This window comes from Acinetobacter sp. FDAARGOS_515, from assembly GCF_003938865.1.
Classification (GTDB): domain Bacteria; phylum Pseudomonadota; class Gammaproteobacteria; order Pseudomonadales; family Moraxellaceae; genus Acinetobacter; species Acinetobacter ursingii.
This window is the reverse complement of sequence record NZ_RKIX01000001.1, coordinates 229,298-251,523: the sequence shown is the minus strand read 5'-3', so window position 1 is coordinate 251,523 and position 22,226 is coordinate 229,298. Positions and strand designations below refer to the sequence as shown.

Sequence of the window (22,226 nt, the reverse complement as noted above, 5' to 3'; positions counted from 1 at the left end):
GCCATCATGTTTACAATGCCCTGCCAGCGCTCTAACAGCAGTGCGATTTCTATGCTCAAATCTATTGCCACTTGTTCCCTCAATATTTAAATAGCCCCTTTTACTTTATTCAATCCTGTTGATCTCAAAGTATCAAGCAGGAAACGAAGTAATTGGTGTCAATCAGAACATCAGAAGCCTTGGTGCGTTAAGCAGTGCACATAGGCGCGAAGTAAAGTGCTCAAGTCTGATTGTGGCAAGAAATTGTTACTTTGTCAGGGGATAGTCAACAAAGTACTACCGTGCGAATTGCTGGGCTGATGTTTAAGATAAATCTGCCACCAAAAGTTGAATCTGAGTAACGCAATTGAACATTTAAAAATGTAAAGCATTGAAATTTATATGGACATAGACAATCTAATTTGCCCTATATTTGCAGACATTCATTTTTTTCGTGAACCCTTAATTTCACAACTCTTTAAATCTGATATCCAAAGTCTGCATCCATACATACCCCCTACGTAAACTGTCTAATAAGTCACATTATACGAACTACTGAACATGTTATACCTGTTTTACACGCTGTAAAGTCAGGTACATCAGTAAATAGATAAAAACCAACGAGGCTTTATGAAACATAAATTATGTGATCGTTGCTGGAGGGTGTTTTTGGAGTCTCGAAGACCTCCTTAGAAATCAGGACGGCGTAACGTCAACGAAGATGTGTAGTGGCACTGAAATGGCGACTGCGCAAGACGTGAAGATGAGCTGTCTGATAGCAACGGATTATCAAGCAGAACCTTCTTAAATACAATTTATTCCACGCCAATACAGCGTGCTGTCTTTCAAATCACTAGGAGAAATTTATGTCACGTTTGAACACCCCTACCACAATCGACGCCGCGCCTACTGCTACCCATACCTCACTCAAGGCTGTGGAAAAACAACTGGGCCGCGTTCCTAACATGTTCCGCGTCGTTGCCAACAGCCCTGCTGCGCTGTCTGGCTACCTGCAATTGAGCGCAGCATCAGCACAGGGCGGCTTGGGTACAGCGACTCTTGAGCGTATTGCCCTAGCCGTCGCTGAGATCAACGGCTGCGATTATTGCCTTGCTGCCCATTCCTTCCTAGGCCGTAAGGTGGCCAAGCTTGATGATGCTGAACTCACTGCCAACCGCAGCGGTGCATCAAATGACCCTAAGGCCGACGCAGCCGTGCGTTTTGCTGCCGCCGTAGTCCGCCAGCGCGGGCAAGTCAGCAATGACCAGGTCCAAGCGGTGCTGAACGCTGGCTACAGTGATGCACATGTAGTGGATATTCTGTTGGCTGTTGCCCTGAACACTTTCACTAACTACGTTAACGAAGTGACACAGACCGAGGTCGACTTCCCGGCCGTTCAACCACTAGGCATTGATGTCTAATCCATTGGTGCTCAACTACAGCAATTACCTAAGTTAGGTTCGACTCGAGTAAACATATAGTTTTTCTCAAGAGTCATATCATTTTAGTGGGCTACATAGAGTGAGTCCACATGGCTAAAAATAATTGGAGATATAAGATGACTATTCCCGAAATTGAAAATGGTGTCCAGACTACCAATACCCTTAGTAATAATCTCGGTGCAAAAATCACTAAGTTTGGTATAGGTGGCATCTACGTTGCCATGACGATAATATATTTGTGGTTTGGTGGCATGAAATTCACTAGCTACGAAGCAAACGGTATACATGGTTTTGTTAGTAATAGCCCTCTGCTTTCGTGGATGTATAGCTTCCTCAGCATTCAAGGATTCTCAAATTTTCTGGGTGTGCTTGAAATTTCAGTTGGCCTGTTAATCGCTGCACGAGTTTTCTCCCCTAAGCTCGCAATCTTGGGCGGTGTACTTTCAACCGGACTCTTTTTTACGACATTGTCGTTCATGCTGACTACACCCGGTGTTTTTGAGGCATCTCTTGGGTTTCCTGCGATCTCTGTGGTTCCTGGCCAGTTTTTGCTAAAAGATTTAGGCTTGTTTGTCGTGTCTATATTTATCGTAGGTACATCACTTACAGCACTGGAGCACAAAACCAAATAAGCCGAACCCGAAACAACTATTAAGTTAGAGGGTTCCTAAACACATTAGAAACCCTTTATTTTTATCATTTAAAACACCTTTTATAAGTGCTTCAAGTACGTGCCTTACTAAATAATATCACTTCATTGGTCTTAAAAAGGCAAAATACAGTATTCAAAAACTGTAGTGGTCAACTATTTTTGGCCACATCGATATAGTCTGAAAAACGGTGCGTTCTTGAAACCCGAAATGAATAATGCACTCATTTTTTACTTTATGGCAATGCGTTGATATCTCGAAATTTTCGAGAGTCTCAGTTCCGTGATTGTCAGAAATGTCCGCTTTCAGTGAAAAGCGCCGATTTTGTCGAATCTCAGTGAATTTCAGCTTTTGGCACAAAGCCGAGATCCGACGAAGTGGTACTTTCCGTGAAAGTTGTGGTGCGATTAATTTGCAACACGTGGTAAGGAGCGGTTGCAATGTGGTGGTAAATTAAGTGCAATTAATCAAGAAGGTGAATCAATGAGTGAACAACTGAACTGTCAAAGCCGCATGGATGCGGCGACAACTCTGTACTTGCCGCAAATAACTATCCCCGTCCTGCTAAACCAATGACGTAACTCCTATCTCTCCCGACTTGTTGGAACAAGTCGCACTCACAAGGTGCAATTAAACACTGAACAAAAATTCATGGATGAATGGTTACCGCCGAAGGACTCGGCGCAAATAAAAAACGTACATACCATTATACACAGTATGTACGTTTGAAATTAAAGCCGCTGACGTTATATGTAAAGCCCTGTCACTCACTCACACGCGAATAGACACTGTTTTTACTATATACTCCAACAAGGGGGATTTTTATTTTATCTTAGTGTTAATTAAACACGTTCGATAATCGTCGCGATACCTTGACCTAAACCAATACACATGGTCGCAAGACCGATTTGTGTATCTTGTTGTTCCATTACGTTCAACAACGTGGTTGTAATACGTGCACCAGAACAACCCAATGGGTGACCCAATGCAATCGCGCCACCATTCAAGTTAATGATGTCTTGCTTGTCATAAACGCCTAGACCTTTCATGGCTGATAAGCCTTGAGCAGCAAATGCTTCGTTTAACTCGATGGTTTGGATATCCGCCATGCTTAAGCCAGCACGTTTAAGCGCTTTTTGAGTTGCAGGTACAGGACCATAACCCATGATTGCAGCGTCACAGCCTGCAACCGCCATAGAGCGAATCACAGCACGTGGTTTTAAACCAAGTGATTGAGCGCGTTCAGCAGACATCAACAACATTGCAGAAGCACCGTCAGACAGCGCAGAAGACGTTGCCGCAGTGACTGTACCGCCTTTCGGGTCAAATACAGGACGTAAACCTTTGAATGCTTCAAGGTTTGCATCTGGACGAATCACTTCATCGATGTCGCATAGGATTTTGAAGCCATTGGCATCATGACCTTCAACACCTATGACTTCGTTTTTGAAACGACCTTCTTGCGTTGCAGCCCAAGCGCGGCGGTGAGATTCAACACCGAACGCATCTTGTTCTTCACGCGTAATGCCGTTCATACGACCTAACATTTCAGCCGTTAAGCCCATCATGTTAGACGCTTTTGCATAGTGCTTAGACGCTTCTGGGTTGAGGTCGATGCCGTGCATCATGCCTACGTGACCCATGTGCTCTACACCACCGATGATGAAGATATCACCTTGGTTGGTTGCAATCTGTGCAGCAGCGGTGTGAAGCGCTTGCATAGATGAACCACAAAGACGGTTAACTGTTTGACCTGCCACAGTTTTTGGAAGGTCAGCCAATAAACCAATGTTACGGCCAATGTTCATACCTTGTTCTAAAGTCTGGTTTACACAGCCCCAGATCAGGTCTTCAACTTCATTGGTGTCAAACTGGTTACGAGCAACTAAAGCACGAACCAATTCAGCCGATAAGCTGTCAGCACGTACATTGCGGAACATACCGTTTTTGGTTTTACCCATTGCTGAACGTACGCCATCAACGATGACAACGTCACGTGGATTTAAAGTAGCCATTCACGTTGCTCCTTAACCGTAGAATTTTTTGTTGTTAGCAGCCATGTCACGCAACATTTGTGGCGCTTCATAAGCCTTACCTAAGTGTGTGTATTTGTCACAAAGTGCAACGTATTCAGCAACACCTGTTTGGTCGATGTAACGGCATGGACCACCACGGAATGGAGGGAAACCTACACCCATAATCATTGCCATGTCTGCTTCAGAAGCAGTCGCTACGATGTTGTCTTCTAGGCAACGAACAGTTTCGTTACAGAAAGCCAGCATCATACGGTCAATGATTTCTTGAGCATCAAACTCGCGTTTTTCTGCAGTTGCCACAGTAGCAACAAGCTCATACGCAGTTGGATCAACCACTTTGGCTTTTTTGCCTTTACGGTCAAGTTCGTATTTGTAGAAACCAACGTCGTTCTTTTGACCCAAACGTTTGTTTTCGTACATGATTTCGATTGAACCTTTGAAGTCTGGCTTCATGCGGTCAGGGAAACCTTCAGCCATCACTTCTGCACCGTGAACGCCCGTGTCGATACCAACAACGTCGATTAGGTAAGCAGGACCCATAGGCCAGCCGAATTTTTCCATCACTTTGTCGACTTGTTGGAAGTCAGCACCGTCTTTCAATAGAAGGTCAAATGCACCGAAGTAAGGGAACAATACGCGGTTTACTAAGAAACCTGGGCAGTCGTTGACAACGATTGGGGTTTTACCCATTTTCTGAGCAAGAACCACAGTGGTCGCAATCGCTTCAGCCGAAGTCTTCTCACCACGGATCACTTCTACCAATGGCATCATGTGTACTGGGTTAAAGAAGTGCATACCGACAAAGTTTTCAGGACGTTGTAGGTTTTCAGCCAAACGTGTGATTGAAATTGTTGAAGTATTTGAAGCAATGATCGTATTGTCACGAACGTTCTTCTCAGTTTCAGCAAGTACAATGCCTTTTACTTTTGGATTTTCAGTCACCGCTTCAATCACGATGTCCACTTCTTTAAACTCGTCATAGCTTAAAGTTGGACGGATGCGCGCAAGAGTTTCACCCATTTGAGCAGGTTTCATCTTCTTACGTTCAACTTGTTTGGTCAGTAAGCCATTGGCTTCTTTCATACCCAAAGCAAGTTGTGGATTACCAATGTCTTTCATGATAATAGGTGTGCCTTTGCTTGCCGCTTGGTAAGCAATACCACCACCCATGATACCCGCGCCCAATACAGCCGCTTGGTTTACAGGGTGTGCACCTTTTTCATATTTCTTCGAAGTTTTCTTCACCACTTGGTCATTGATGAATAAACCAATCAATGCACCTGCTTGTGGTGTAATCGCTGCTTTTGCAAAACCAGCCGCTTCAGCTTGAAGTGCTTCATTACGTGGAAGGCTTGCACCTGCTTGTAATGAGTCAAGAAGAAGTTTAGGCGCAGGGTATTGAGCAGGATTTGCTTTTGCAAGAACTGCACCTTTCGCCGAGTTGAACGCCATCATTTGTTCGATTGGGTTCAATTTAACTGGGTCAAGTTTTTCCTGACGTTTTGCTTTCCAGTCTACACGGCCAGCAAGAGCTTGTTTAACCAAGTCAATCGCAGCGTCTTGTAGTTTGTCCGCAGCAACAACCGCATCAACCGCACCGTCTTTCAGTGCTGCAGCTGGTTTTTTAGGATTAGCCATTGCCATCCATTCAACTGCATTGTCGATACCAATTAGACGGCTTAAACGAACCGTACCACCGAAACCAGGGAAGATGCCCAGTTTGATTTCAGGAAGACCGACTTGAGCCGCTTCTGACATCACACGATAGTCACACACGAGACACATTTCAAAGCCGCCGCCCAATGCCATACCATTGATCGCTGCAACTTTAGGAATCTCTAAATCTTCAAACGCGTTGAAGATGTCGTGAACAGGCAATGCCCAATCCACAATCGCTTGTTCGCCTTGAGCGAAGTTTGCACCAAATTCAGTAATATCTGCGCCAACGATAAATGTAGATTTAGCCGAAGTAACGATTAAGCCTTTGATGTCACCGTTTGCTTTAACAGCGTCAATTGCAGCTTTGAAATCTTCAATCGTTGCACGGTTAAATTTGTTGACCGACTCACCTTGTAAGTCAAAGCGGAATTCTGCAATTCCGTCCGAAAGCATTTGGACGGTAATGGCATTGCCAGCGTGGATCATGCCTGATCTCCTTTATTTTGGAGGACTTCTAAGTTGATGTTGTGAAGCGAGTACGTCATTCCTACGTACATCTATGCTCCGCCAATCTTACGATAACTATATCGAAAAAGAACATAACAAGTTGTATCAAGCCGTGACGCAAGGGTCATCTATTTTTATTCAATTATTTCGTGTGCTTGCGTGATGTATTTTTGAATGATGCGGCCTAAATAGAGTGAAGTTTTTGTTTCATTTAAGATTTTTTATGGATGAGTGATCAAAAAACGATTAGACCGCGCCCTTATGTTTCAAGTCGATCTTTGAGCCGATTTTGGCAATTTAGTCAATGCTGCACTTGCAGGTAAACCCAAACAGAATGAAAACTTGTGATGAAAAGCTGGAAATAGGACGTACTTTGCAGCCTATGTTACAATTCGCAGTCTAGACCGAATACCGGTCTTTTTCTTTTATTTCGTTTTCTTTGGTTTCCAGGTTTTCATATGATTAAGTGGATCATTCTGGCGATTTTTATTCTTTCTGCACTTTACATTCAGCAACGTGGGAAGGTTCGTCACTCGTTTTATCGTCAATTTTTCGATCACTCAACGATTCTTGCGCCGATAAACTACCTCATGTACATGTTTTCAAAGGTGGGTGGTGTTTTAAAAAGTATGCTGACATTAAATGAAGCCATTATTGATGTAAAAGAAGGTTAAGTCGAAGGCTTTAAAATGGTTTTCAAGCTTTTTGGAGAAATTGCAACTTCTTCTAAAACCACGCCTTATTCGATGCCTTATTTTGCAATTATTACCTTCAATTCCTACAGTAAACAACTTACCAATACTTTGCTTGCAGTTTTTAAAAGCAGTGATGAAACTGTCCCAATGATCACTTGCAATTCGGGTGTAGTGAATACCTAATTGTTTAAGCTTTGTCTTCAACCTTTGGACTGTAGCTAAATCTCTCTTACCCCAAACATAAGCAACAATCTCACCTGTTTCTCGATGGTAGGCGTAAATAAGCCATTGTTTATTATTTTTATTTCCAACAAAAGTCCAGAATTCATCTACTTCGAGAGATTCATAATGACTTTGTTTAGGCTGAATTTGATAGGCCGATTCAGTTAAAGTCCGTAAGACTTTACCGATACTAATGCGCTCAACTTCAGCGATATCTCGTATACCGCTGCCTCTGACCATTAACTGTAATATTTTACGAGTAATGCCAGAATTACATCCTAGATAGCTCAGAGCATGGTCACCAATAAACTGACGTTTGCAGTCTTTGCATTGGTAGTTTTGTTTCCCATCTACTTTGATGCCATTTTTCTTTATACTGTCACTGAGGCAGGTTGGACATTTGATTTCTAGAGTTATTTGCATTTCTCTATTTTATCAAAATTCAACCTGCTTTTTTTTAGCATACTTTTTGATACACCACCCGAACAACTTCTACCAGTAAAAAATTAACCCCGAAAAGTTCAATGTGTTTTTCAATCTCTTCAACAGGGATTTCCAACTGCATTGTAGATACGAGGCTTTCTACGTGGACCAGTGGCTTACCAATTTGCTGTAACTTTTCATAAAGCTCATTTGCATTCATGGGTTGGTTCAATCCGTTTTTTATATTTTATTCAGCACAGCCAATGTCGCATTGAGCATATCGACTGAAACCTCTAATTTTTTTGCTAAACGGGCCATGTGGCCGTCATCAAGTATTCTTAATGCCTTATGTAATGAAGTATAGTTTTTTAGCTCTGAAAACTCTTCAATTTTTTCATTGATATAGACATCATCTAAACCAGCTTCTTCAAAACACTCAATTACAGATAAGCCAACATATGAAAGTTTCTGTTTTTTAACATATGTTGATTGTTTTTGGTCTATTAAACCAAGTTTCACAGCAATTTTGTGGCTTTCACCACGCTTAGGTAGTCGATTGTTTGTGATGACCCTTGTATTGAAAAATTCTTTTTTTACTTGTTCAAAAGTCTTAGCCATTACGGGCACCATCAAAAGTTAATTATTTCGATCGTTTACGATATATCTTTAGAAGTACAAGAAGCGAATAAATTATTAATCTTGGTTCGCTCTAGCGCGTGGATGTGCATCTTTATAAGAACTAATCAACGTTTCGTGATCTACAAGAATATATACTTGTGTCGAAGATAGTGATTTATGACCTAGCATTTCCTGAACGGCGCGAATATTTTTTGTTTTGTTATACAAGTGCGATGCAAAACTATGTCTCAAAGCATGAGTACTACCAATATGTCCAGAACCATGCGCCTTTAACAGAGCTGTAATGCATGCACCTAAATGGTTTTTCGCAATATGTTTGCCAGATGGTGCAATGAATAAATATCCGCAGTCTTCTACTCCAGCTTTTGAAATCCAACGATTACGAACTAAAAGCCAAGTAGAAATAGCCTCTAGTGATTTTTTTCCTAAAAAAACAATCCGTTCATTATTTCCTTTACCCAATACCTTTAGTTGCATAGCACTGAGGTTGATATCACTTAGTTTGATGGCATGTAATTCAGAGATACGTAAACCGCCAGAATAAGCAATTTCTGCAGCTGCTAGATCTCTTAACTTTTGATTATTGTATTTCGGATTTAATGGCGTCTTGTTATCAAGTATCTCATTCAACGTATTCACGGCGATCGGGCGCGGTAAGCTTTGATTTTTGAACTTAACCCGAATGTCAGAAAAGAAGTTTTCAGGTATATATTCCTTACGCAGACAATAGTTCAGGAAGTTTTTTAAAGCTGATAAATTTTTGTTGAGTGTTCTTGCAGAAACAATATCAACATCGATTCGATGCAACCGAAATGATGTGATGTAATCGCGGTCTAGTTCCAATAGATGTTTACCTTTAAAAAAAGGCATTTCTAACATCAAAAGTAAGCTCTTTTTGTATTCATTAATTGTCATGTCGGACTTATTTTCAAGCTTCAGGCTATCCAGCCATTCTTGAATCAATTCCTCATTCGTCATGCTATGCATGGAAAGGTTTTCCGACATAATAATGCTTAAAGCTCTTGGATGGTTTTTTCTAGCTGAACCTGTTCGTCAGCCTTACTTAATTTTATGACATTTTGCACAATATCCATATATTCTTTTACTGATATTTTGCCATCTGCTTTCGCTGCGTCCACAGTTTTGCGTAAAAATGGATTATCTGAATATTTTTGGAATAAAGTGAAGGCTTTAAGGTCATTCAACGCGTCTGCATTAATTGAGCCATTAGAATGTTTAATGATGCAATTTTTCACCTGGTTTTCAGGTGTTTTGATGTAAGTAACTTCGGGCATAAATAGTTTGTATTTTGTAACCAATTGCACCTCATTAGAAGCTAAGCAACTGTATACAATTTGCGATATTGGTTCTTTTGGACCACTAACACTCCACCCTCCCGTAACCATTAAAAATGGGATGTTTGAATACGGGTATTTGAATGTATCATCAACCAGCTTATTAAACTCATATGCTGTCGATAGGTAGCGATCGTTTGTAAAAACATCAACATGTGACATATCCTTCGGAACTTCTGTGCATCCCCCGATCATGATTACAGATGCAATTGAAAGAAGTAATTTCTTCATAGTTCTAACCTTAATTAGATATCCTTTCTAAGTTACAAGTAACTTTTGCTTAGGCTACGGTTAATATTTATCCAGGAACAAAATAAAGCGGTCGATAGTGACCGCTATATACATTAGAAATTGAATTTTTCAGTGTTGTACGCATAGATTTTATTAATATCAATGCGTTTACCTTGCATGGTTGTTATTGCAGTTGGTTGGAATTTAATTGCAAGATCTTTAATTTCAACGTCTTTCCATTCTGGCATGGAAGACGGTATATCAATAGTGCGGCGCTCTTTGGTACGGGTAGCTGGTATCCAGTGGTTTAACTTAACCATTGAGTCACCTAACAATGTACCTCTTTTGCGATCAACAATGCGTAAGTTTCCTTCCACCGAACGTATTTTTAAACCAGAATAGTTATCAATTCCATAAGTAAATGTGTTTTGGTTTTTACCGTAAAAACGTACTGTAAATTGATCGCGCATATAATAATCGTAATGTGCTTTTAATACCTGAAGCATAGTTTCACGATCTACAACATTTTCGACAATATCTTTGTCAGTACGTAAGGACTGCAGTTTATTAAGTGCTGGTTCAACATTCAATTGTTCGTCTGATACGTTTGGATTAACTAAAGGGTTACGTTGAGGGTAGAAAATATCGTTTAAGTAAGCTGTGTGCTGAACTAATAAATACATCGCTCGTTGTCGAGTATTCATCTGTTGATAAAGGTGAGCTGTCGCTTTGTATCGTTGATTTGAATTGTTCTCAAAATAGCTATCAGACAGTTTATATTCGCTGATTTCAGGTGTAAGGCCACCAGCAACAACATTAAAGTTTTTAGATGGCGTTAAAAGCCCCACGTAAGCTTCTTTAAAGTTTGGATTTGGGGTTGGTACATCATCATAAGCAAAAGCAGTATGTGCTATTACAGTACCAAGGATACCCACCATCGCAGTTTTTAATAGTTTCATTCAGTATTCTCTGTATAACTTTAAAAGGGTTTTATGTTTGAAAGTATAATACTTTATTTTTGTGCATTTAAAAAACCACTATTTAAACTTAAAGTAAAAATAATAATATTTCTTAAACCTATTTAACGCCATTCGTTAAACTATCGCTTAATCTCATTAGTCTTTTAAAGGTCAGGTAGTTTTTTGGTAGTAGTTTAGAATTAAGCGTTAAATTTGAGCATTGATCTAAGTCAATTTGGGCATTTTGATCGATAGGAAAGAGTTGTCCTTGATATGCAAAACCAGTCGAATTTTTAGCGATCGACTCAATCAAAAATACACCGTATTTATCTTGTTCCGTGGCCACTGTACTTAAACCACCTAAGGATGTAATCAGGTTTTTAAAATATCCTGGTATTGCGTTCTTAGTGCGTAAGAATTCTATTTGATTTTCAAATGCTTCAGGTGTGAGACATAACATAAAAGCATTTTTCTTTTCTTCTGGCGTTTCAAATACCTTGCCATTGGTCCACGACAGGATATTCGGCTTGAATACATGCAGTACTTCAACCGATTTAAGAAGATCCGCTACATTTGTTTTATGTTGTTCATCGGCTTCAGGCACAAACTGATTTTTGGTATATACCGCAGTACAAAACCACTCATAATCAATTAGCTGATTATCGGCATCTAATGGTTCATACAGCAAATACACGGCGCTATCACGCTTAATGGCCAACAGTGGTGATACTGCATATTGTTCTGCAAACTGAGTGATTGCATCCAAGAGCTCACTTGATATGTTGAGTTTTTTGGCATTGAATTCATCGCAAATTAACAGTAATTCTTGAGTGAGTGTTGGTACCACGTTTAACGGCGAACCAGTCTTGTTCAGCATCTCGTTAATAGCATTCTCAATTGCCCCTTTTGTTAGGCTATTGATGAACTGCAGCTGCTCTAATGAGATCCCTTCATGATCCAAAGCCTGTATGACCAGATCAAAAGCATGACGAATTTTCTTCTCAAAATGGTTTGCGTACGATAATCCCCAAGCGTCAGAAAAAAATGAGACTGTTTGTTCTGTATAGCTGGTATTCATTAGGGTTTTGGCAAGTTGCGCGTTACCGATTAAGTCACTTTCATCTTCTAATTTTTTACGCAAGTACTTCTCAATACCTTGTTTGCGAACGTACTGGATCTTCTTCAGGTTTTGACTTGATAGCCAAGTCTTATATTGCGATACAGCATATTGAATGTTCATATCGGCATATGCAGTAATACGGCAAGGTATACCATCAAAGAACGTTGGTAGAAGCACCTGTAAGAGCTCTAAATCACAAAGAGAAGCATAGATAACGCCGTCAGCCACTTCAAGGTCTGTAATCTTCACTGAGAATGAGTGAATACCGACTCGAACCAGTATTAATTTATCGGTATTTATTAGCACCGCATCATAAGAACTTTCACTGGTGATATTGTTTGCTTTAACCCATTTTTCCCAATGGTTAACGATATGGCCAGAAAGCGCTTCACGAGTATCGAAAGGTTGATCTAGATCTGCAGTTGCACTTATGAACGTATCTAAGCTAAACGCATATCGTAAAGGCTTTAGCTCGATATATGTCTCAATCGCTGTTGTATGTTGCTGAATACCATTAGTAATGCTTTGGAGCTTCAGTGCATAGTTCAAAGCCTCAAGCTGGAGCACTTCATCATCACCGATCTGCTGAAACACCGATGTAGCATATGAAAAATTAGTTTGTTCGCCGTGAATATAACGTCTTTCTTGCCCAATCTGCAGATACAGATTTTTGGCATCAGATTGGACTAAATCTAGGTAATTTTGTGGCTGAAGATCCTGAGCAAGTTGCGTAAAAGGTATTTTAATTTTTGATACTTTAGGTGCTTTTTTTAAACCTTCAATTGATGTCGGAAATTCAATAACATCTAAAATAAAATCTAGGTTTAAAGTTTTAACATCTATGATCAAATGGTTTTTATAAAAACGTCCAATCAGGTTATTAAAAAAACAAACTTGGGTTTTATGGTTTAGCATAAATATACCTTTATGAATCTTAAAGATCATCTTATAATAGTAGTATAAGTTTTAATACTATTTATCATGTGGTATTTTTAAACAAAGATAAAACTTTTAGTGAGTTGTTTCATGACAGAATCAGTTGTACCAAATAATAGCGCTTCAGAGAACGCACAAATACCAGGTACGATCGGAACATCAGCCGTTGCAGAACACAAGGGCGATAGTTTTAACGGCACAAGCATCATCACGATTGGTCGAGTTGACTTAAGTAGTTCTATTGAGCCTCTATTTGTACCAGTCTCAACATTGTGGTCCATCACACCGGGTAATTATCCTTTAAGCGCAGAAAATATTAAAAACTGCACGGCAGTACGATTTGAGGGTGAAGAACTACTTACCCAAAACTTCGCATTAGGCTCAATTGTGGTTTATAAAATCAATGGTGTTTTAGGGAACCATGTAATTGTGGTCAGTGAGGATCGAGACGGCGGTAACGATAACCGTGCGATTTACTGCAATAGCTTCAATACAACATGTAATATCTTATCTCAGTACGGTATTGCCTTCGCTGAGCTATATCGCCGCAAAGTATTAGAGCTTGATCAAGTCCTCTATACCAACCTCAATAGATCCCTTTTACAAACTCTCTATGCAGAAAATGAAACTGACGTTATTGATTTAGAGTGGAATACAAAGCACCACCCTACTCTATACGTTCATGCGTCAAACTTAGTTGCATCTGAAGAGCACGGTTTTGTGAAATATGATGGTCGTATGGCTGGTATTGGTACCTTTTCTACAAAATGTCTAACTGCAGACCGTAACGGCAACTTAATTAAACCAGAGCTAGCCTTCCTCAATAACATTATTGAAATTAATGTTACTGAAAAAGATGCGTTAGAGTTCTTGAATTGCTCTATTACGAATAACCGCTTCTTTTCGCGTATGGTTGATCAACTCAAAAGTGCTGGTCGTAAAGAATATGACTTCATCACGAACAACATTGATTTCTTCGCCGTACATGTGAAGCTTAACCTTGAAGAAGATCGTCCTAAAATTACGCGAATGGTTTTAGCACCAGATTTACCAATTCTGGAAAACTATTTGTATAAGCAATACGATCCAACCTACCTTGGTGAAGCCGTTGACGACTTAATTCAGTAATACAGATCTAAAAAAGCTAAAAGCCTACAATGTAGGCTTTTTTAATGCAAAAAGGAAAAGGCTTAATAATTACGGAATCCCAACCTGAATAACTGATATTTTTAGCGACCAAAGATCAAACTAAATAAGTACCCAACCCCTTCACCTTTCATACCATTAGCAATATGAAAAGCAATAGCTAAACAGATGATGACCGTTCCATAGAAAAATAGGTACGGTGCTAAAACACCTTTGAATTTCTTTTCCATTTGATCATGTAATGTGTATTTGATCGGAGCGGAACTTTGATTACGACTATTATCACTTGGAGTATCATGATCTTCTGACTGAATAAGATTGCGAACTCTAGGAGCAACACCCTGATCCCAAGAATATTCTTTAAGTTTTAACTTGTTTACTAGGTATACAATATCATCACTAGCAAGACTAATCCCCTTGGTATGGAGTCTAGACAAAGTATCCACTGAATTGGCAATATCGGTAACATAAAACCACTTTCTTACCGAATGAGACAAATCCATTTGCGTACTAGATAACTCATTCAGGATGATGCAACCACTAATAAAACCTAAGTTTTGGTCGGTAAACAATTCAGCACTTTTGAACCACTCTAAAACAGCAAATCTGTTCTTCCGAATCTGAACAAATGGATTAATCTGAGAGCCACCCTGAACCTCAAGCTCACCATTAATCTGCCATTCCCCATTTTCCGACCCAACCAGATTGCCTGAATAGTTTTTTAGGTCAATAACAACGATTGCTTCCTTGGTGAAAGCAATAACATCAATTTCCTGACCTGACCACATTGTGTTATAGAACAAATAAATCCAATCTTCACTATTACCCCAATGAAGCTTCAATTGGGTTAATAAGTCTTCAAACATTTTTTGTTCATTTTTCAGGTGGCTAACATCACCATAATACGCATGAATAGTCATTATTAATCCTCATCCGTATAAAACAAAACTTCACCGCATTTAGCACAAGAGTTGCGAATTTTGTAAGTATTGTTTTTTAAGGCATATCTGCGAATTGATGTACTTTCGCAAAAACAACATTTCACGATATTTGTAGTCACAACACATTGAGGGTATTCAGTCTTATACCATTCAAGTGTTTGCGTGTTACGAACAAAGCGCTGTCTCTGCCACCCAATTTTCCCAATTGTTCCGTGGTAATGGAAATACAATCCTGCTAGAGAGAAACCACCACCCCAAACCAAAAAGAACAAACCAGAATTACCACCCATCAACACGTAGTTATAAATTAGCGCTGTGAAACCCACCGTCATAAAAAGACCAGTGAATATACTTGAAAAAATCACCTTTTCATTCCACCTAAAGTTTAAAAAATACTGCTTTCAATTAATTTCTAATAACAAATTCGAAATAATCACATCAACCCAATGCTTCTAATTTTCGAGCAATATATTGGTTGATTAAAAGTCAAGTTCCGAAATTTATGGTTTGAGCAATTTCATGATCCAACTATTGCTGATGCTGTAATGGACCCCCAAATGTCAGTTCCAATTTACTAAGCGACAGTTTTATAAAATATCAATAAAATACATTCAATATTCTAAAGAACTGTGCGACAAATTTACTAATCAATGTTGCGATAAGACCAAAAAATTACACTTAACTATGCGACAAAAATAGCAACAGCTAATGTGCAAACAAACACTAGCGTATATTTTGTCGATGTATAAAACCATGAGTAAATAAGCTCATTTTTCTCAGGTTTATTGTTTAAGAGCTTTGCTAAACCGAGCAATACACAAATCAAAGTGGTAGCAATAGTTGCAAACCACAGACCTACCTTAAACCCATAAAACAACATTGATAAATTTGTAATTTCAGCATTTGAGTGAACATAAGTCATAAGAAAACTAAAAAAGAATAATCCAATTACAAATTTCCAAATGAAGATATGGACATTTGTTTTTTTCATCTAAATTCCCTTGAGCAAGCCTTATCGCATGGTTGTTTGGAATGTCGCATAGTTAATTAGAACTCACACCAAAATAATGAATAAAACACCCAATACCATGAGGAAACATAAAAAGGCGAATACATATAGGAACAGGTAAAAAATAACTTTAAAAAAATAATATAGTTTGTTCCTAAATATTCCTTACCTGTTTAGTGATTAAGGCGCTTTAAAATTCAATTGGATTTTATAAGTGTTCAAGACATCTGCTATAACAGTACCTTCAGGGATCTCAATCTTATCCCCTACTTTGTATGTGTTCACAAATTGCCAAAACACCGCTTTTTCTTGTGGATCTAAACGAGAAAGGATGTATAGATAAGCAGATTCAAGCTGTTGTTGGCTTGCATAGCTATCTACTGATACTACTGGCGTAGTTGCGAAGTTATAGTTCAATTCATCAAGAAGAGCTTCATATACAGTCGTACTTGCATACTTGCTGTATTTACCCTTGTTTTCAGGAACCGTATAGCCGTGGTTGTAATTGATCATACGAGCAACGTAACTGGCCAATAGTTCCGAGTTTTTAGGGTTTTGCTGTAAATAGTCTTCCAGCTTGGATTTATCAGCTTCGTGCGCCGTTAAAACCACTTCCCCGTTATTAATAACATTCAAGTTAAGTTTAATGCTCTTAATTTTACGAGGCGGTTGTTCAAATTCCGCACCATTAAAGCGATGTTTAACATTGATATAGTATTGTTCAATTGCATTCGCTTTAACTAAGGGAATTGGTGAAGATGATACAATTGGAGTTTGTGAGACTTTAACGGTTGTGTTGTTGGCATAGAGGTGTGCTGATAGCGAGATTGTACCAATCAGTAAAGCTAAAGTACGTTTATTAAATACCATTTTAAACTTTTCCAGTGAAATAGTCGGTGTTATTTGTGAGAACCAGTTTTACTTTTAAAACTACTTCTAAGCTGTCTTTACAAGATTATACTATTTTTAACATTGCATCACTAATAGTCCTTAAACATTTTTAGTTAATTCGTATCAATCACCGTTAAAACTATCTAATATGTTTAAGAAGTTTAAGCACCCTTTAAAATTTGTTGTGTATTAGGTTTATGGAAACGATTTTAAATTCCTTTTTGTTAAAGTCCATAATTTATTCATTATTGTTTTATATAGTGTATAAGTTTGTTTTTGCTTTATGTGGCGTATTTCGCAAACCTAAAACTAAAGCCAAAAAGAATTCAAAAAAAGGCTATCGTAAGCCTCAAAAGAATCAGGAGCTTGTATCTAAAAAAGTCCTTACAAAAGACGAGATTATAATGCTTGATGCACTAGAACAGGTCATTCCATCACGCAACATTTTGGTGCAAGTAAGCATGAGTGCTTTTATGACCACGCAAAACATAAGTACCCGAAATCAGTTTTCTAGGCTTTACGTGGACTATTTGATTGTTGATGAAGACTACAATCCTATATTATCTATTGAGCTTGATGGGCATTATCACAAATATACCCAGGATAAAGATAAAAGGCGTGACGAGCTTTTGAAGAGTGCTGGCATTCCTGTCATTAGGTTTAAGGAAATTCCCGACATAAAAGTTATAAGAAAAACCATTTCAAGGTATATTTAGGTATAAATACGATTAACTCTAATTGATTTTAATAATGTAAATGTGTAAAAATGGTTTTGTCGTAAGAGATATTTTGAATTAATTTTCAAATATATTTCTAAAGGTTTAATCATGAACAACTTAACTCGCAATACTGGAACTAATGACATGTTAAATGTATCAAAACCAGAAAATGTTGCTCAAATGTCACCTGTTGAACTTCAGAATTATATTGAAGAACTTCAACAACAACTAGTCGTTAAAGAAAATAAAGCTTTTCACGATGCTGTTAGTGCCATTAATGCAATCATTTCAGAAAAAATTACTGCCGATGGTGTTGTGGACATCCATACACTTAGCGAATATCTAAAAAACAACCACATTGATACCACAAAAGTTGAGCCTGTAAGACGTCAAAAACGTAAGCTTACGCATGAATGGGTTCACCGTGAAAACAACAGCTTACGTTGGGCTGGTCGCGGTCAAGTAATTAAATGGTTACGTGAAGAAATGATTGAAAAGGGTTTTGATCCTTCAGATAAAGAAGCTGTACGTAGTTATTGCGAACAAAATCTAGACCTTAAAGAGATTTAATCTTTAAAACTAGTGAAACCACCGTAAAAGGTGGTTTTTTTTTGCCATTATATAGTGTCGTTAAGCGATACCCTATTCTATTAGCTTTCAGCCGATAACAAGAAAATTTGCAATTGGTATATACTTAAACCGTTTTTATAAAGGTCACGTTATACAACGGACTAGTTTTAGTTAAATTTTGGTATATACATTATAAGTATATGTGACTATACCTTTGCTTATGTTTCGCTGGAGGCGATTAAATGTCATTCAAAACTCTATTATTAACTGGCTTATTATCTGTAGGTTTGGTTTTAGTTGGTTGTAGTAAAAAAGAAGAATCAACATCTCAATCAAAACCTATTCAACCAGATGAACAAATTGACAAAGTAGATCCATCTGCAGACCTACAAGCAGCGCGTGAAGCTTATGTCGATAATGAAAAACCTTCAAAAGTTGAGGGCCACGATTTTGATGCACATCAAAAAACTGCAGAACAAAATCCACCAAAAGAGGACGAGCAAAATGATATGTCTTCTATGCTGAACGCTGCAGCTGCAGATGCTCAAAAACAAGCAGATCAAAACAAATAACAGCACATAAGCTTGGTACATCTTTAAAGGGGATTCGTTATCCCCTTTTTTAATGCGCCTTTAAAATACTTTTTAAATTCCCTTATTAAAACTTAACTAAAACAGTGATTCATTTTAACTAAAAAAACTTTATACCCCACGACTTAGTTATAATTAACCAGTTAAAACGTAATTAGATAAATGCGTTAAGGAGTATTAAAAATGGCATATGAATATAACTCGCAAGATAAGCGGTTTGAATTCCCTAATCCCTACCGAATAGAAAACATTTTTAAAGTGATCGGTGCCATCGTTTTTATGCTGGCTGGCCTAAGCTTAATTTTCAGTGCAAAAGGTCTATTCAGTAACGGTGTATTTGTTGCACTACCACCGCTTATAGTTGGTCTAGCAATGTTCAGTTATGGCGCTCTACTGCTGACCACAGGCTTATCAAACCTAAAGTTCTACTTTGGTCGTGATCAACCAGCCGGACTTGCACAGGAGTTATCCATTCAAGAAACTGGTGCTTATCCTGGTGCAACCGATATTAAAGAGATCCTACGCCAAAGCGCTTTGATTTATGAAGAACCAAAAGGCTCAGTGAACGGGATTCTATATTCACTGTTCCCTAATCTTATTTTTTCGCCATTATTCATCCGTAACGCTGCAGAAGCTCAATTTCAAAATGCGATTGTTTTTCTGATTACCTTAGTGAGTGCTCTAATCGCGTATGTGGGTGCATCACCCAATACAGGTGCTTGGCTTGGGATTGTTTACAACGCCATTATTTTGATTGTTTTATTGCGTCCTATGGCTAATCCGAACTCAGGTGCACAAGAAATTGGTTTATCTAAAGTCATTGGTTTGGTTTTAGTCGCCATTCTTGGACCTGTATTGGTTCCTATCCTTACCCAACATGCAGTTGCACCTATTTGGTTGCCAAGCATGGATAAAGCAATTTTTACGTTAATTGCAGCGCTGATTGCGATTGCGATATTCTTCTTGGCCGTGATTGCTCAAATGGTAAAACAGCCACCACAAGCCAGTGCTGGAGTCGTTCAGGATAGTTTGAGTATGAATTGCCAACCAATGCAATTGTTTGATGAACTTGAACGCCATCTACAAAAGAATTGGGAAAGTGCTATTCCTAACAGAATCTATTCACGCCAGTTGCCAGTTATCAACTCTCGCAGTAAAAACGGTGCTTTTGAGGGTGAGATCTTAGAAGAAACTCAACCAGTGCCAATCAATACCCTTCGTGATATGACATTGAGCTCATGCTTCAAAGAAGAAAAGTATCGCTGGTTAGCCATCCTCAATAGTTTTGGATTGTTAAGTTTTATTGCTTCAGTCGTATTAATGACTATTTTTGCCAAAGGTCTATATAACGGAAGCTATCTGGATTTTAGCGACTTCACTTATGGTTTCTTTGGTGTATCGATGTGGATCTTAGGGAAGTTTTGTTTTGAGCACGGTAATTACCTATGGAGCCGTTTTGACTTTGTATCAAAACTAATATGGGTTGAGGCTAAAGGTAGCTATCAATTGTCTCAAATGAACTTTGGCCGTTACCTTGACGACAGCGTGAAATCACAAAAAGAAGTCATCAATGTTGAAACCATGACGTTACGTGTCTGGTACGCTGAAATTAGCACAACGACCTTCGGTAAATATCAAAACCGTGCGATCTTGAGCATGACTGCTTGTACTGATGATGCTGTTGTACTGAAAGAGCATTTAGCCGACTTTGCCAAAAGCCAAAGCATTGTGGTTGCCCCAACGTCTGAAGTAGATATTAACCGCATGTCATCTATGAACCAGATGAATAGCGCAATCAATAAAAGCTCACCAAGAACACATGGTACACATCTTGGATTGATGAATAACCCTGAAACACACAGTCAGGATCTATCAGATCAAGTACCCGTGATCATCAAACCGAAAAAGAATATGTTTTGTGTGAAATGTGGTGAACCACTTCAGGACAATATGCTGTTTTGCCCTCAGTGTGGTACCAAAATAGAAAGTTAATCGTTAAAGAAAATAAAGGAATGGATTACGAATGTGGTCCATTTTTTTTTGACATCAAAAAAATAATTAGAGTTCTAAAATTAAGAGTTTAATTGAGCGTTGACATATTCTTCGACAGAAAATCCCTTTACGCCAGTTTCTATAAGTGCATGCACAAAGTCTGAGAACGTCACTGGAATGTACCCTACTTTGAATAGTGCCTCATTCAACTCTTTGAACTTCAGAAAAACTTCTTCTTTATGTTTTTTCTTCAGCTTAAACGTGGACGGCAAATCTGCCACTTGCAGATCTTGAATTTTGATTGGGTTGTTCATAGCGTACCCGGTTGCTTAAAAGTTGCGAATTTAAACTATTGTAATGTGAAAATTAAAAAATGCAGAATAAATCTGCATTTTATTGTTTCATTTTTTTAAGATCTATTTGATAAACAGATGCTTAAATTAGTATTCTCAACCAAAAGCCAATTAATAGCGGATTAACCAAAATCAATCCGTTTCTTATTAGTATGTTTAATGTGTTGCTACTGGCGTACCAAATGCATCAGGATGTTGTGGTTGTTCACCACCACTTTGTTGAGCTTGACCAGGTTGACCAGCTGGAGCAGTTGTCTTACGTGCAGCTAAGTCCTTCATGATGTCTTGACAAGACATGCCCCCTGTTTCGTATAAGTTGTACGCAACAGGATCTTTTTTAGGATCTGGCGGTACACACTCCAATTCAGGTTCACTAGCAGTTGCAGAATCGGCATTCATTTTGTCCAGTTCGGTAGTAATCAATGTCAGATCGATGTCACTTGGCGTAATTGGACGACTGCTGATCTGCAAGCGATAAGTCATAGACGGCGTTAGTAGCGCATATAGTTCGCGGATCTGATTGGCCATAAGCGCAGGATTTTTCATTACGATTTTTTGGCATAAGAAAAGGTGCACGTTGTTCGGGCTACAAACACTTCCTTTACGCTGACTTGATTGTGGGTTTTGGGCATCCACTTTCAAGGGGTAGACTTCAATGTAAACTTCATACGGCGTATCTGGCTGAAATTGGAAGTTCTGCAAACTAGCAACGACAGTTGAATACGGTTCTGACGTATCTTGTGCATGACAGAATACTTGTGGTGCGTTACAGTCAAAGTTACGACTAATACGGTCGATAATTTCATTGCGCTGAGCAGCCAATTTCATACTTTCTTCTTTTACTCGTCTTGCAACTTCACTCTGCAGTCGAGCTTCAAGTTCAACATCGCTTTGTTGTGGACGTTCAACTTCGATGTTTTGATTGCCAAAAATAACCACAGCAAATAACAAAAAGAAAAGAACAACACCGCCAATCAAGATTAGCTTTTTATGCTTAGCAACAAAGTTTTCATCAATGTTTACTTTTTTGCCCTTCTTTGCTGTCTTGGCTGGCTGTTCAGGCTCACTTACATGTTCATCATCGGGTTGGATTTTGATCGCTTCTTCAGCTTCCTTCCCGATGTTGTCCATATCATCTGGTTCGTGATTACTCATTTATTCA

24 protein-coding genes are annotated in these 22,226 nt (G+C 38.7%); 9 read left to right on the top strand and 15 right to left on the bottom strand.

Annotated elements, in window-relative coordinates; genetic code table 11:
* Positions 1-625: 625 nt before the first annotated feature.
* The 3 genes from EGS47_RS18570 to EGS47_RS01315 all read left to right on the top strand — a co-directional run bounded on the left by EGS47_RS18570 (position 626) and on the right by EGS47_RS01315 (position 2,053).
* Entirely contained in the window at positions 626-787 is a 162-nt protein-coding gene (locus EGS47_RS18570) for a peptide-methionine (S)-S-oxide reductase (protein ID WP_223213851.1), read from the top strand.
* A 58-nt stretch (positions 788-845) separates the two neighbouring features.
* Complete coding sequence (locus tag EGS47_RS01320; RefSeq protein ID WP_032056444.1) at positions 846-1,400, top strand: carboxymuconolactone decarboxylase family protein; 555 nt, start codon at positions 846-848, stop codon at positions 1,398-1,400.
* Between the two features lie 137 nt (positions 1,401-1,537).
* The gene (locus tag EGS47_RS01315) at positions 1,538-2,053 is read left to right on the top strand and encodes a YkgB family protein (RefSeq protein WP_005006241.1); all 516 of its coding nucleotides are present in this window, start codon (positions 1,538-1,540) and stop codon (positions 2,051-2,053) included.
* 860 nt (positions 2,054-2,913) lie between these two features.
* Here the strand turns inward: EGS47_RS01315 and fadA are convergent.
* A complete protein-coding gene (gene fadA, locus EGS47_RS01310) occupies positions 2,914-4,086 on the bottom strand; it encodes an acetyl-CoA C-acyltransferase FadA (RefSeq protein WP_005006238.1) in 1,173 nt (390 codons plus the stop codon).
* Positions 4,087-4,098: 12 nt separating this feature from the next.
* Entirely contained in the window at positions 4,099-6,252 is a 2,154-nt protein-coding gene (gene fadB, locus EGS47_RS01305; RefSeq protein ID WP_125269115.1) for a fatty acid oxidation complex subunit alpha FadB, read from the bottom strand.
* Between the two features lie 479 nt (positions 6,253-6,731).
* Here fadB and EGS47_RS01300 point away from each other — a divergent pair, with 479 nt between their 5' ends.
* The gene (locus tag EGS47_RS01300; protein ID WP_005006236.1) at positions 6,732-6,947 is read left to right on the top strand and encodes an aspartyl/asparaginyl beta-hydroxylase domain-containing protein; all 216 of its coding nucleotides are present in this window, start codon (positions 6,732-6,734) and stop codon (positions 6,945-6,947) included.
* On the opposite strand, the gene EGS47_RS01295 is transcribed toward EGS47_RS01300, so the two are convergent.
* The 7 genes from EGS47_RS01295 to EGS47_RS18565 all read right to left on the bottom strand — a co-directional run bounded on the left by EGS47_RS01295 (position 6,912) and on the right by EGS47_RS18565 (position 12,832).
* Entirely contained in the window at positions 6,912-7,613 is a 702-nt protein-coding gene (locus EGS47_RS01295) for an IS1 family transposase (RefSeq protein WP_005005861.1), read from the bottom strand. The two genes, EGS47_RS01300 and EGS47_RS01295, sit on opposite strands and share 36 nt — an antisense overlap.
* 34 nt (positions 7,614-7,647) lie before the next feature.
* Complete coding sequence (locus EGS47_RS01290) at positions 7,648-7,833, bottom strand: hypothetical protein (RefSeq protein ID WP_005006230.1); 186 nt, start codon at positions 7,831-7,833, stop codon at positions 7,648-7,650.
* Between the two features lie 20 nt (positions 7,834-7,853).
* The gene (locus EGS47_RS01285) at positions 7,854-8,231 is read right to left on the bottom strand and encodes a hypothetical protein (RefSeq protein ID WP_005006227.1); all 378 of its coding nucleotides are present in this window, start codon (positions 8,229-8,231) and stop codon (positions 7,854-7,856) included.
* Between the two features lie 75 nt (positions 8,232-8,306).
* Positions 8,307-9,230, bottom strand: coding sequence for a tyrosine-type recombinase/integrase (locus EGS47_RS01280; protein WP_228711784.1), 924 nt, complete (start codon positions 9,228-9,230; stop codon positions 8,307-8,309).
* A gap of 35 nt (positions 9,231-9,265) precedes the next feature.
* Entirely contained in the window at positions 9,266-9,838 is a 573-nt protein-coding gene (locus EGS47_RS01275; RefSeq protein WP_005006224.1) for a hypothetical protein, read from the bottom strand.
* Between the two features lie 113 nt (positions 9,839-9,951).
* Positions 9,952-10,797 (bottom strand): hypothetical protein, encoded by an 846-nt coding sequence (locus EGS47_RS01270; RefSeq protein WP_005006221.1) that lies wholly within the window; start codon positions 10,795-10,797, stop codon positions 9,952-9,954.
* A gap of 118 nt (positions 10,798-10,915) precedes the next feature.
* Positions 10,916-12,832: a hypothetical protein gene (locus EGS47_RS18565; RefSeq protein WP_005006220.1), complete on the bottom strand. Its 1,917-nt coding sequence runs from the start codon at positions 12,830-12,832 to the stop codon at positions 10,916-10,918.
* Positions 12,833-12,943: 111 nt separating this feature from the next.
* Between EGS47_RS18565 and EGS47_RS01260 the strand changes: the two genes are divergently transcribed.
* On the top strand, positions 12,944-13,981 hold the full coding sequence (locus tag EGS47_RS01260) for a hypothetical protein (protein WP_005006219.1): 1,038 nt from the start codon (positions 12,944-12,946) through the stop codon (positions 13,979-13,981).
* Positions 13,982-14,082: 101 nt separating this feature from the next.
* Here the strand turns inward: EGS47_RS01260 and EGS47_RS01255 are convergent, their stop codons facing one another.
* The 4 genes from EGS47_RS01255 to EGS47_RS01240 form a co-directional block, all read right to left on the bottom strand.
* On the bottom strand, positions 14,083-14,919 hold the full coding sequence (locus tag EGS47_RS01255; protein ID WP_125269114.1) for a nuclease-related domain-containing protein: 837 nt from the start codon (positions 14,917-14,919) through the stop codon (positions 14,083-14,085).
* Positions 14,920-14,921: 2 nt separating this feature from the next.
* Positions 14,922-15,272, bottom strand: coding sequence for a hypothetical protein (locus tag EGS47_RS01250; protein ID WP_218646829.1), 351 nt, complete (start codon positions 15,270-15,272; stop codon positions 14,922-14,924).
* A gap of 350 nt (positions 15,273-15,622) precedes the next feature.
* A complete protein-coding gene (locus tag EGS47_RS01245) occupies positions 15,623-15,931 on the bottom strand; it encodes a hypothetical protein (RefSeq protein ID WP_000753507.1) in 309 nt (102 codons plus the stop codon).
* A 198-nt stretch (positions 15,932-16,129) separates the two neighbouring features.
* Positions 16,130-16,819, bottom strand: coding sequence for a hypothetical protein (locus tag EGS47_RS01240; RefSeq protein WP_005006214.1), 690 nt, complete (start codon positions 16,817-16,819; stop codon positions 16,130-16,132).
* 218 nt (positions 16,820-17,037) lie between these two features.
* Between EGS47_RS01240 and EGS47_RS01235 the strand changes: the two genes are divergently transcribed.
* From EGS47_RS01235 to EGS47_RS01220, 4 genes are all read left to right on the top strand, one after another.
* Positions 17,038-17,556 (top strand): DUF2726 domain-containing protein, encoded by a 519-nt coding sequence (locus tag EGS47_RS01235; protein WP_005006211.1) that lies wholly within the window; start codon positions 17,038-17,040, stop codon positions 17,554-17,556.
* 111 nt (positions 17,557-17,667) lie between these two features.
* A complete protein-coding gene (locus EGS47_RS01230; RefSeq protein ID WP_005006210.1) occupies positions 17,668-18,129 on the top strand; it encodes an H-NS histone family protein in 462 nt (153 codons plus the stop codon).
* 242 nt (positions 18,130-18,371) lie between these two features.
* Positions 18,372-18,701, top strand: a complete 330-nt coding sequence (locus tag EGS47_RS01225; RefSeq protein WP_005006208.1) for a hypothetical protein — start codon at positions 18,372-18,374, stop codon at positions 18,699-18,701.
* Positions 18,702-18,902: 201 nt separating this feature from the next.
* On the top strand, positions 18,903-20,711 hold the full coding sequence (locus tag EGS47_RS01220; protein WP_005006206.1) for a zinc ribbon domain-containing protein: 1,809 nt from the start codon (positions 18,903-18,905) through the stop codon (positions 20,709-20,711).
* 80 nt (positions 20,712-20,791) lie between these two features.
* Here EGS47_RS01220 and EGS47_RS01215 read toward each other — a convergent pair whose 3' ends face one another.
* Together EGS47_RS01215 and EGS47_RS01210 are read right to left on the bottom strand one after the other, a co-directional pair.
* Positions 20,792-21,025, bottom strand: a complete 234-nt coding sequence (locus tag EGS47_RS01215; RefSeq protein WP_005006205.1) for a hypothetical protein — start codon at positions 21,023-21,025, stop codon at positions 20,792-20,794.
* 195 nt (positions 21,026-21,220) lie between these two features.
* Positions 21,221-22,219, bottom strand: a complete 999-nt coding sequence (locus EGS47_RS01210; RefSeq protein ID WP_005006204.1) for a hypothetical protein — start codon at positions 22,217-22,219, stop codon at positions 21,221-21,223.
* Positions 22,220-22,226: the final 7 nt, after the last annotated feature.

Bases quoted from the DNA above. Each gene is read 5' to 3' on its own strand.
- EGS47_RS01250 (WP_218646829.1), bottom strand. From the start codon at position 15,272: ATGACGGTGGGTTTCACAGCGCTAATTTATAACTACGTGTTGATGGGT.
- EGS47_RS01215 (WP_005006205.1), bottom strand. From the start codon at position 21,025: ATGAACAACCCAATCAAAATTCAAGATCTGCAAGTGGCAGATTTGCCG.
- EGS47_RS01275 (WP_005006224.1), bottom strand. From the start codon at position 9,838: ATGAAGAAATTACTTCTTTCAATTGCATCTGTAATCATGATCGGGGGA.
- EGS47_RS01285 (WP_005006227.1), bottom strand. From the start codon at position 8,231: ATGGCTAAGACTTTTGAACAAGTAAAAAAAGAATTTTTCAATACAAGG.
- EGS47_RS01235 (WP_005006211.1), top strand. From the start codon at position 17,038: ATGGAAACGATTTTAAATTCCTTTTTGTTAAAGTCCATAATTTATTCA.
- EGS47_RS01280 (WP_228711784.1), bottom strand. From the start codon at position 9,230: ATGACGAATGAGGAATTGATTCAAGAATGGCTGGATAGCCTGAAGCTT.
- EGS47_RS01245 (WP_000753507.1), bottom strand. From the start codon at position 15,931: ATGAAAAAAACAAATGTCCATATCTTCATTTGGAAATTTGTAATTGGA.
- EGS47_RS01300 (WP_005006236.1), top strand. From the start codon at position 6,732: ATGATTAAGTGGATCATTCTGGCGATTTTTATTCTTTCTGCACTTTAC.
- fadB (WP_125269115.1), bottom strand. From the start codon at position 6,252: ATGATCCACGCTGGCAATGCCATTACCGTCCAAATGCTTTCGGACGGA.
- EGS47_RS01290 (WP_005006230.1), bottom strand. From the start codon at position 7,833: ATGAATGCAAATGAGCTTTATGAAAAGTTACAGCAAATTGGTAAGCCA.
- EGS47_RS01220 (WP_005006206.1), top strand. From the start codon at position 18,903: ATGGCATATGAATATAACTCGCAAGATAAGCGGTTTGAATTCCCTAAT.
- EGS47_RS01230 (WP_005006210.1), top strand. From the start codon at position 17,668: ATGAACAACTTAACTCGCAATACTGGAACTAATGACATGTTAAATGTA.
- EGS47_RS01320 (WP_032056444.1), top strand. From the start codon at position 846: ATGTCACGTTTGAACACCCCTACCACAATCGACGCCGCGCCTACTGCT.
- EGS47_RS01315 (WP_005006241.1), top strand. From the start codon at position 1,538: ATGACTATTCCCGAAATTGAAAATGGTGTCCAGACTACCAATACCCTT.
- EGS47_RS01225 (WP_005006208.1), top strand. From the start codon at position 18,372: ATGTCATTCAAAACTCTATTATTAACTGGCTTATTATCTGTAGGTTTG.
- EGS47_RS01270 (WP_005006221.1), bottom strand. From the start codon at position 10,797: ATGAAACTATTAAAAACTGCGATGGTGGGTATCCTTGGTACTGTAATA.
- EGS47_RS18565 (WP_005006220.1), bottom strand. From the start codon at position 12,832: ATGCTAAACCATAAAACCCAAGTTTGTTTTTTTAATAACCTGATTGGA.
- EGS47_RS01260 (WP_005006219.1), top strand. From the start codon at position 12,944: ATGACAGAATCAGTTGTACCAAATAATAGCGCTTCAGAGAACGCACAA.
- EGS47_RS01255 (WP_125269114.1), bottom strand. From the start codon at position 14,919: ATGACTATTCATGCGTATTATGGTGATGTTAGCCACCTGAAAAATGAA.
- EGS47_RS01210 (WP_005006204.1), bottom strand. From the start codon at position 22,219: ATGAGTAATCACGAACCAGATGATATGGACAACATCGGGAAGGAAGCT.
- EGS47_RS01295 (WP_005005861.1), bottom strand. From the start codon at position 7,613: ATGCAAATAACTCTAGAAATCAAATGTCCAACCTGCCTCAGTGACAGT.
- fadA (WP_005006238.1), bottom strand. From the start codon at position 4,086: ATGGCTACTTTAAATCCACGTGACGTTGTCATCGTTGATGGCGTACGT.
- EGS47_RS01240 (WP_005006214.1), bottom strand. From the start codon at position 16,819: ATGGTATTTAATAAACGTACTTTAGCTTTACTGATTGGTACAATCTCG.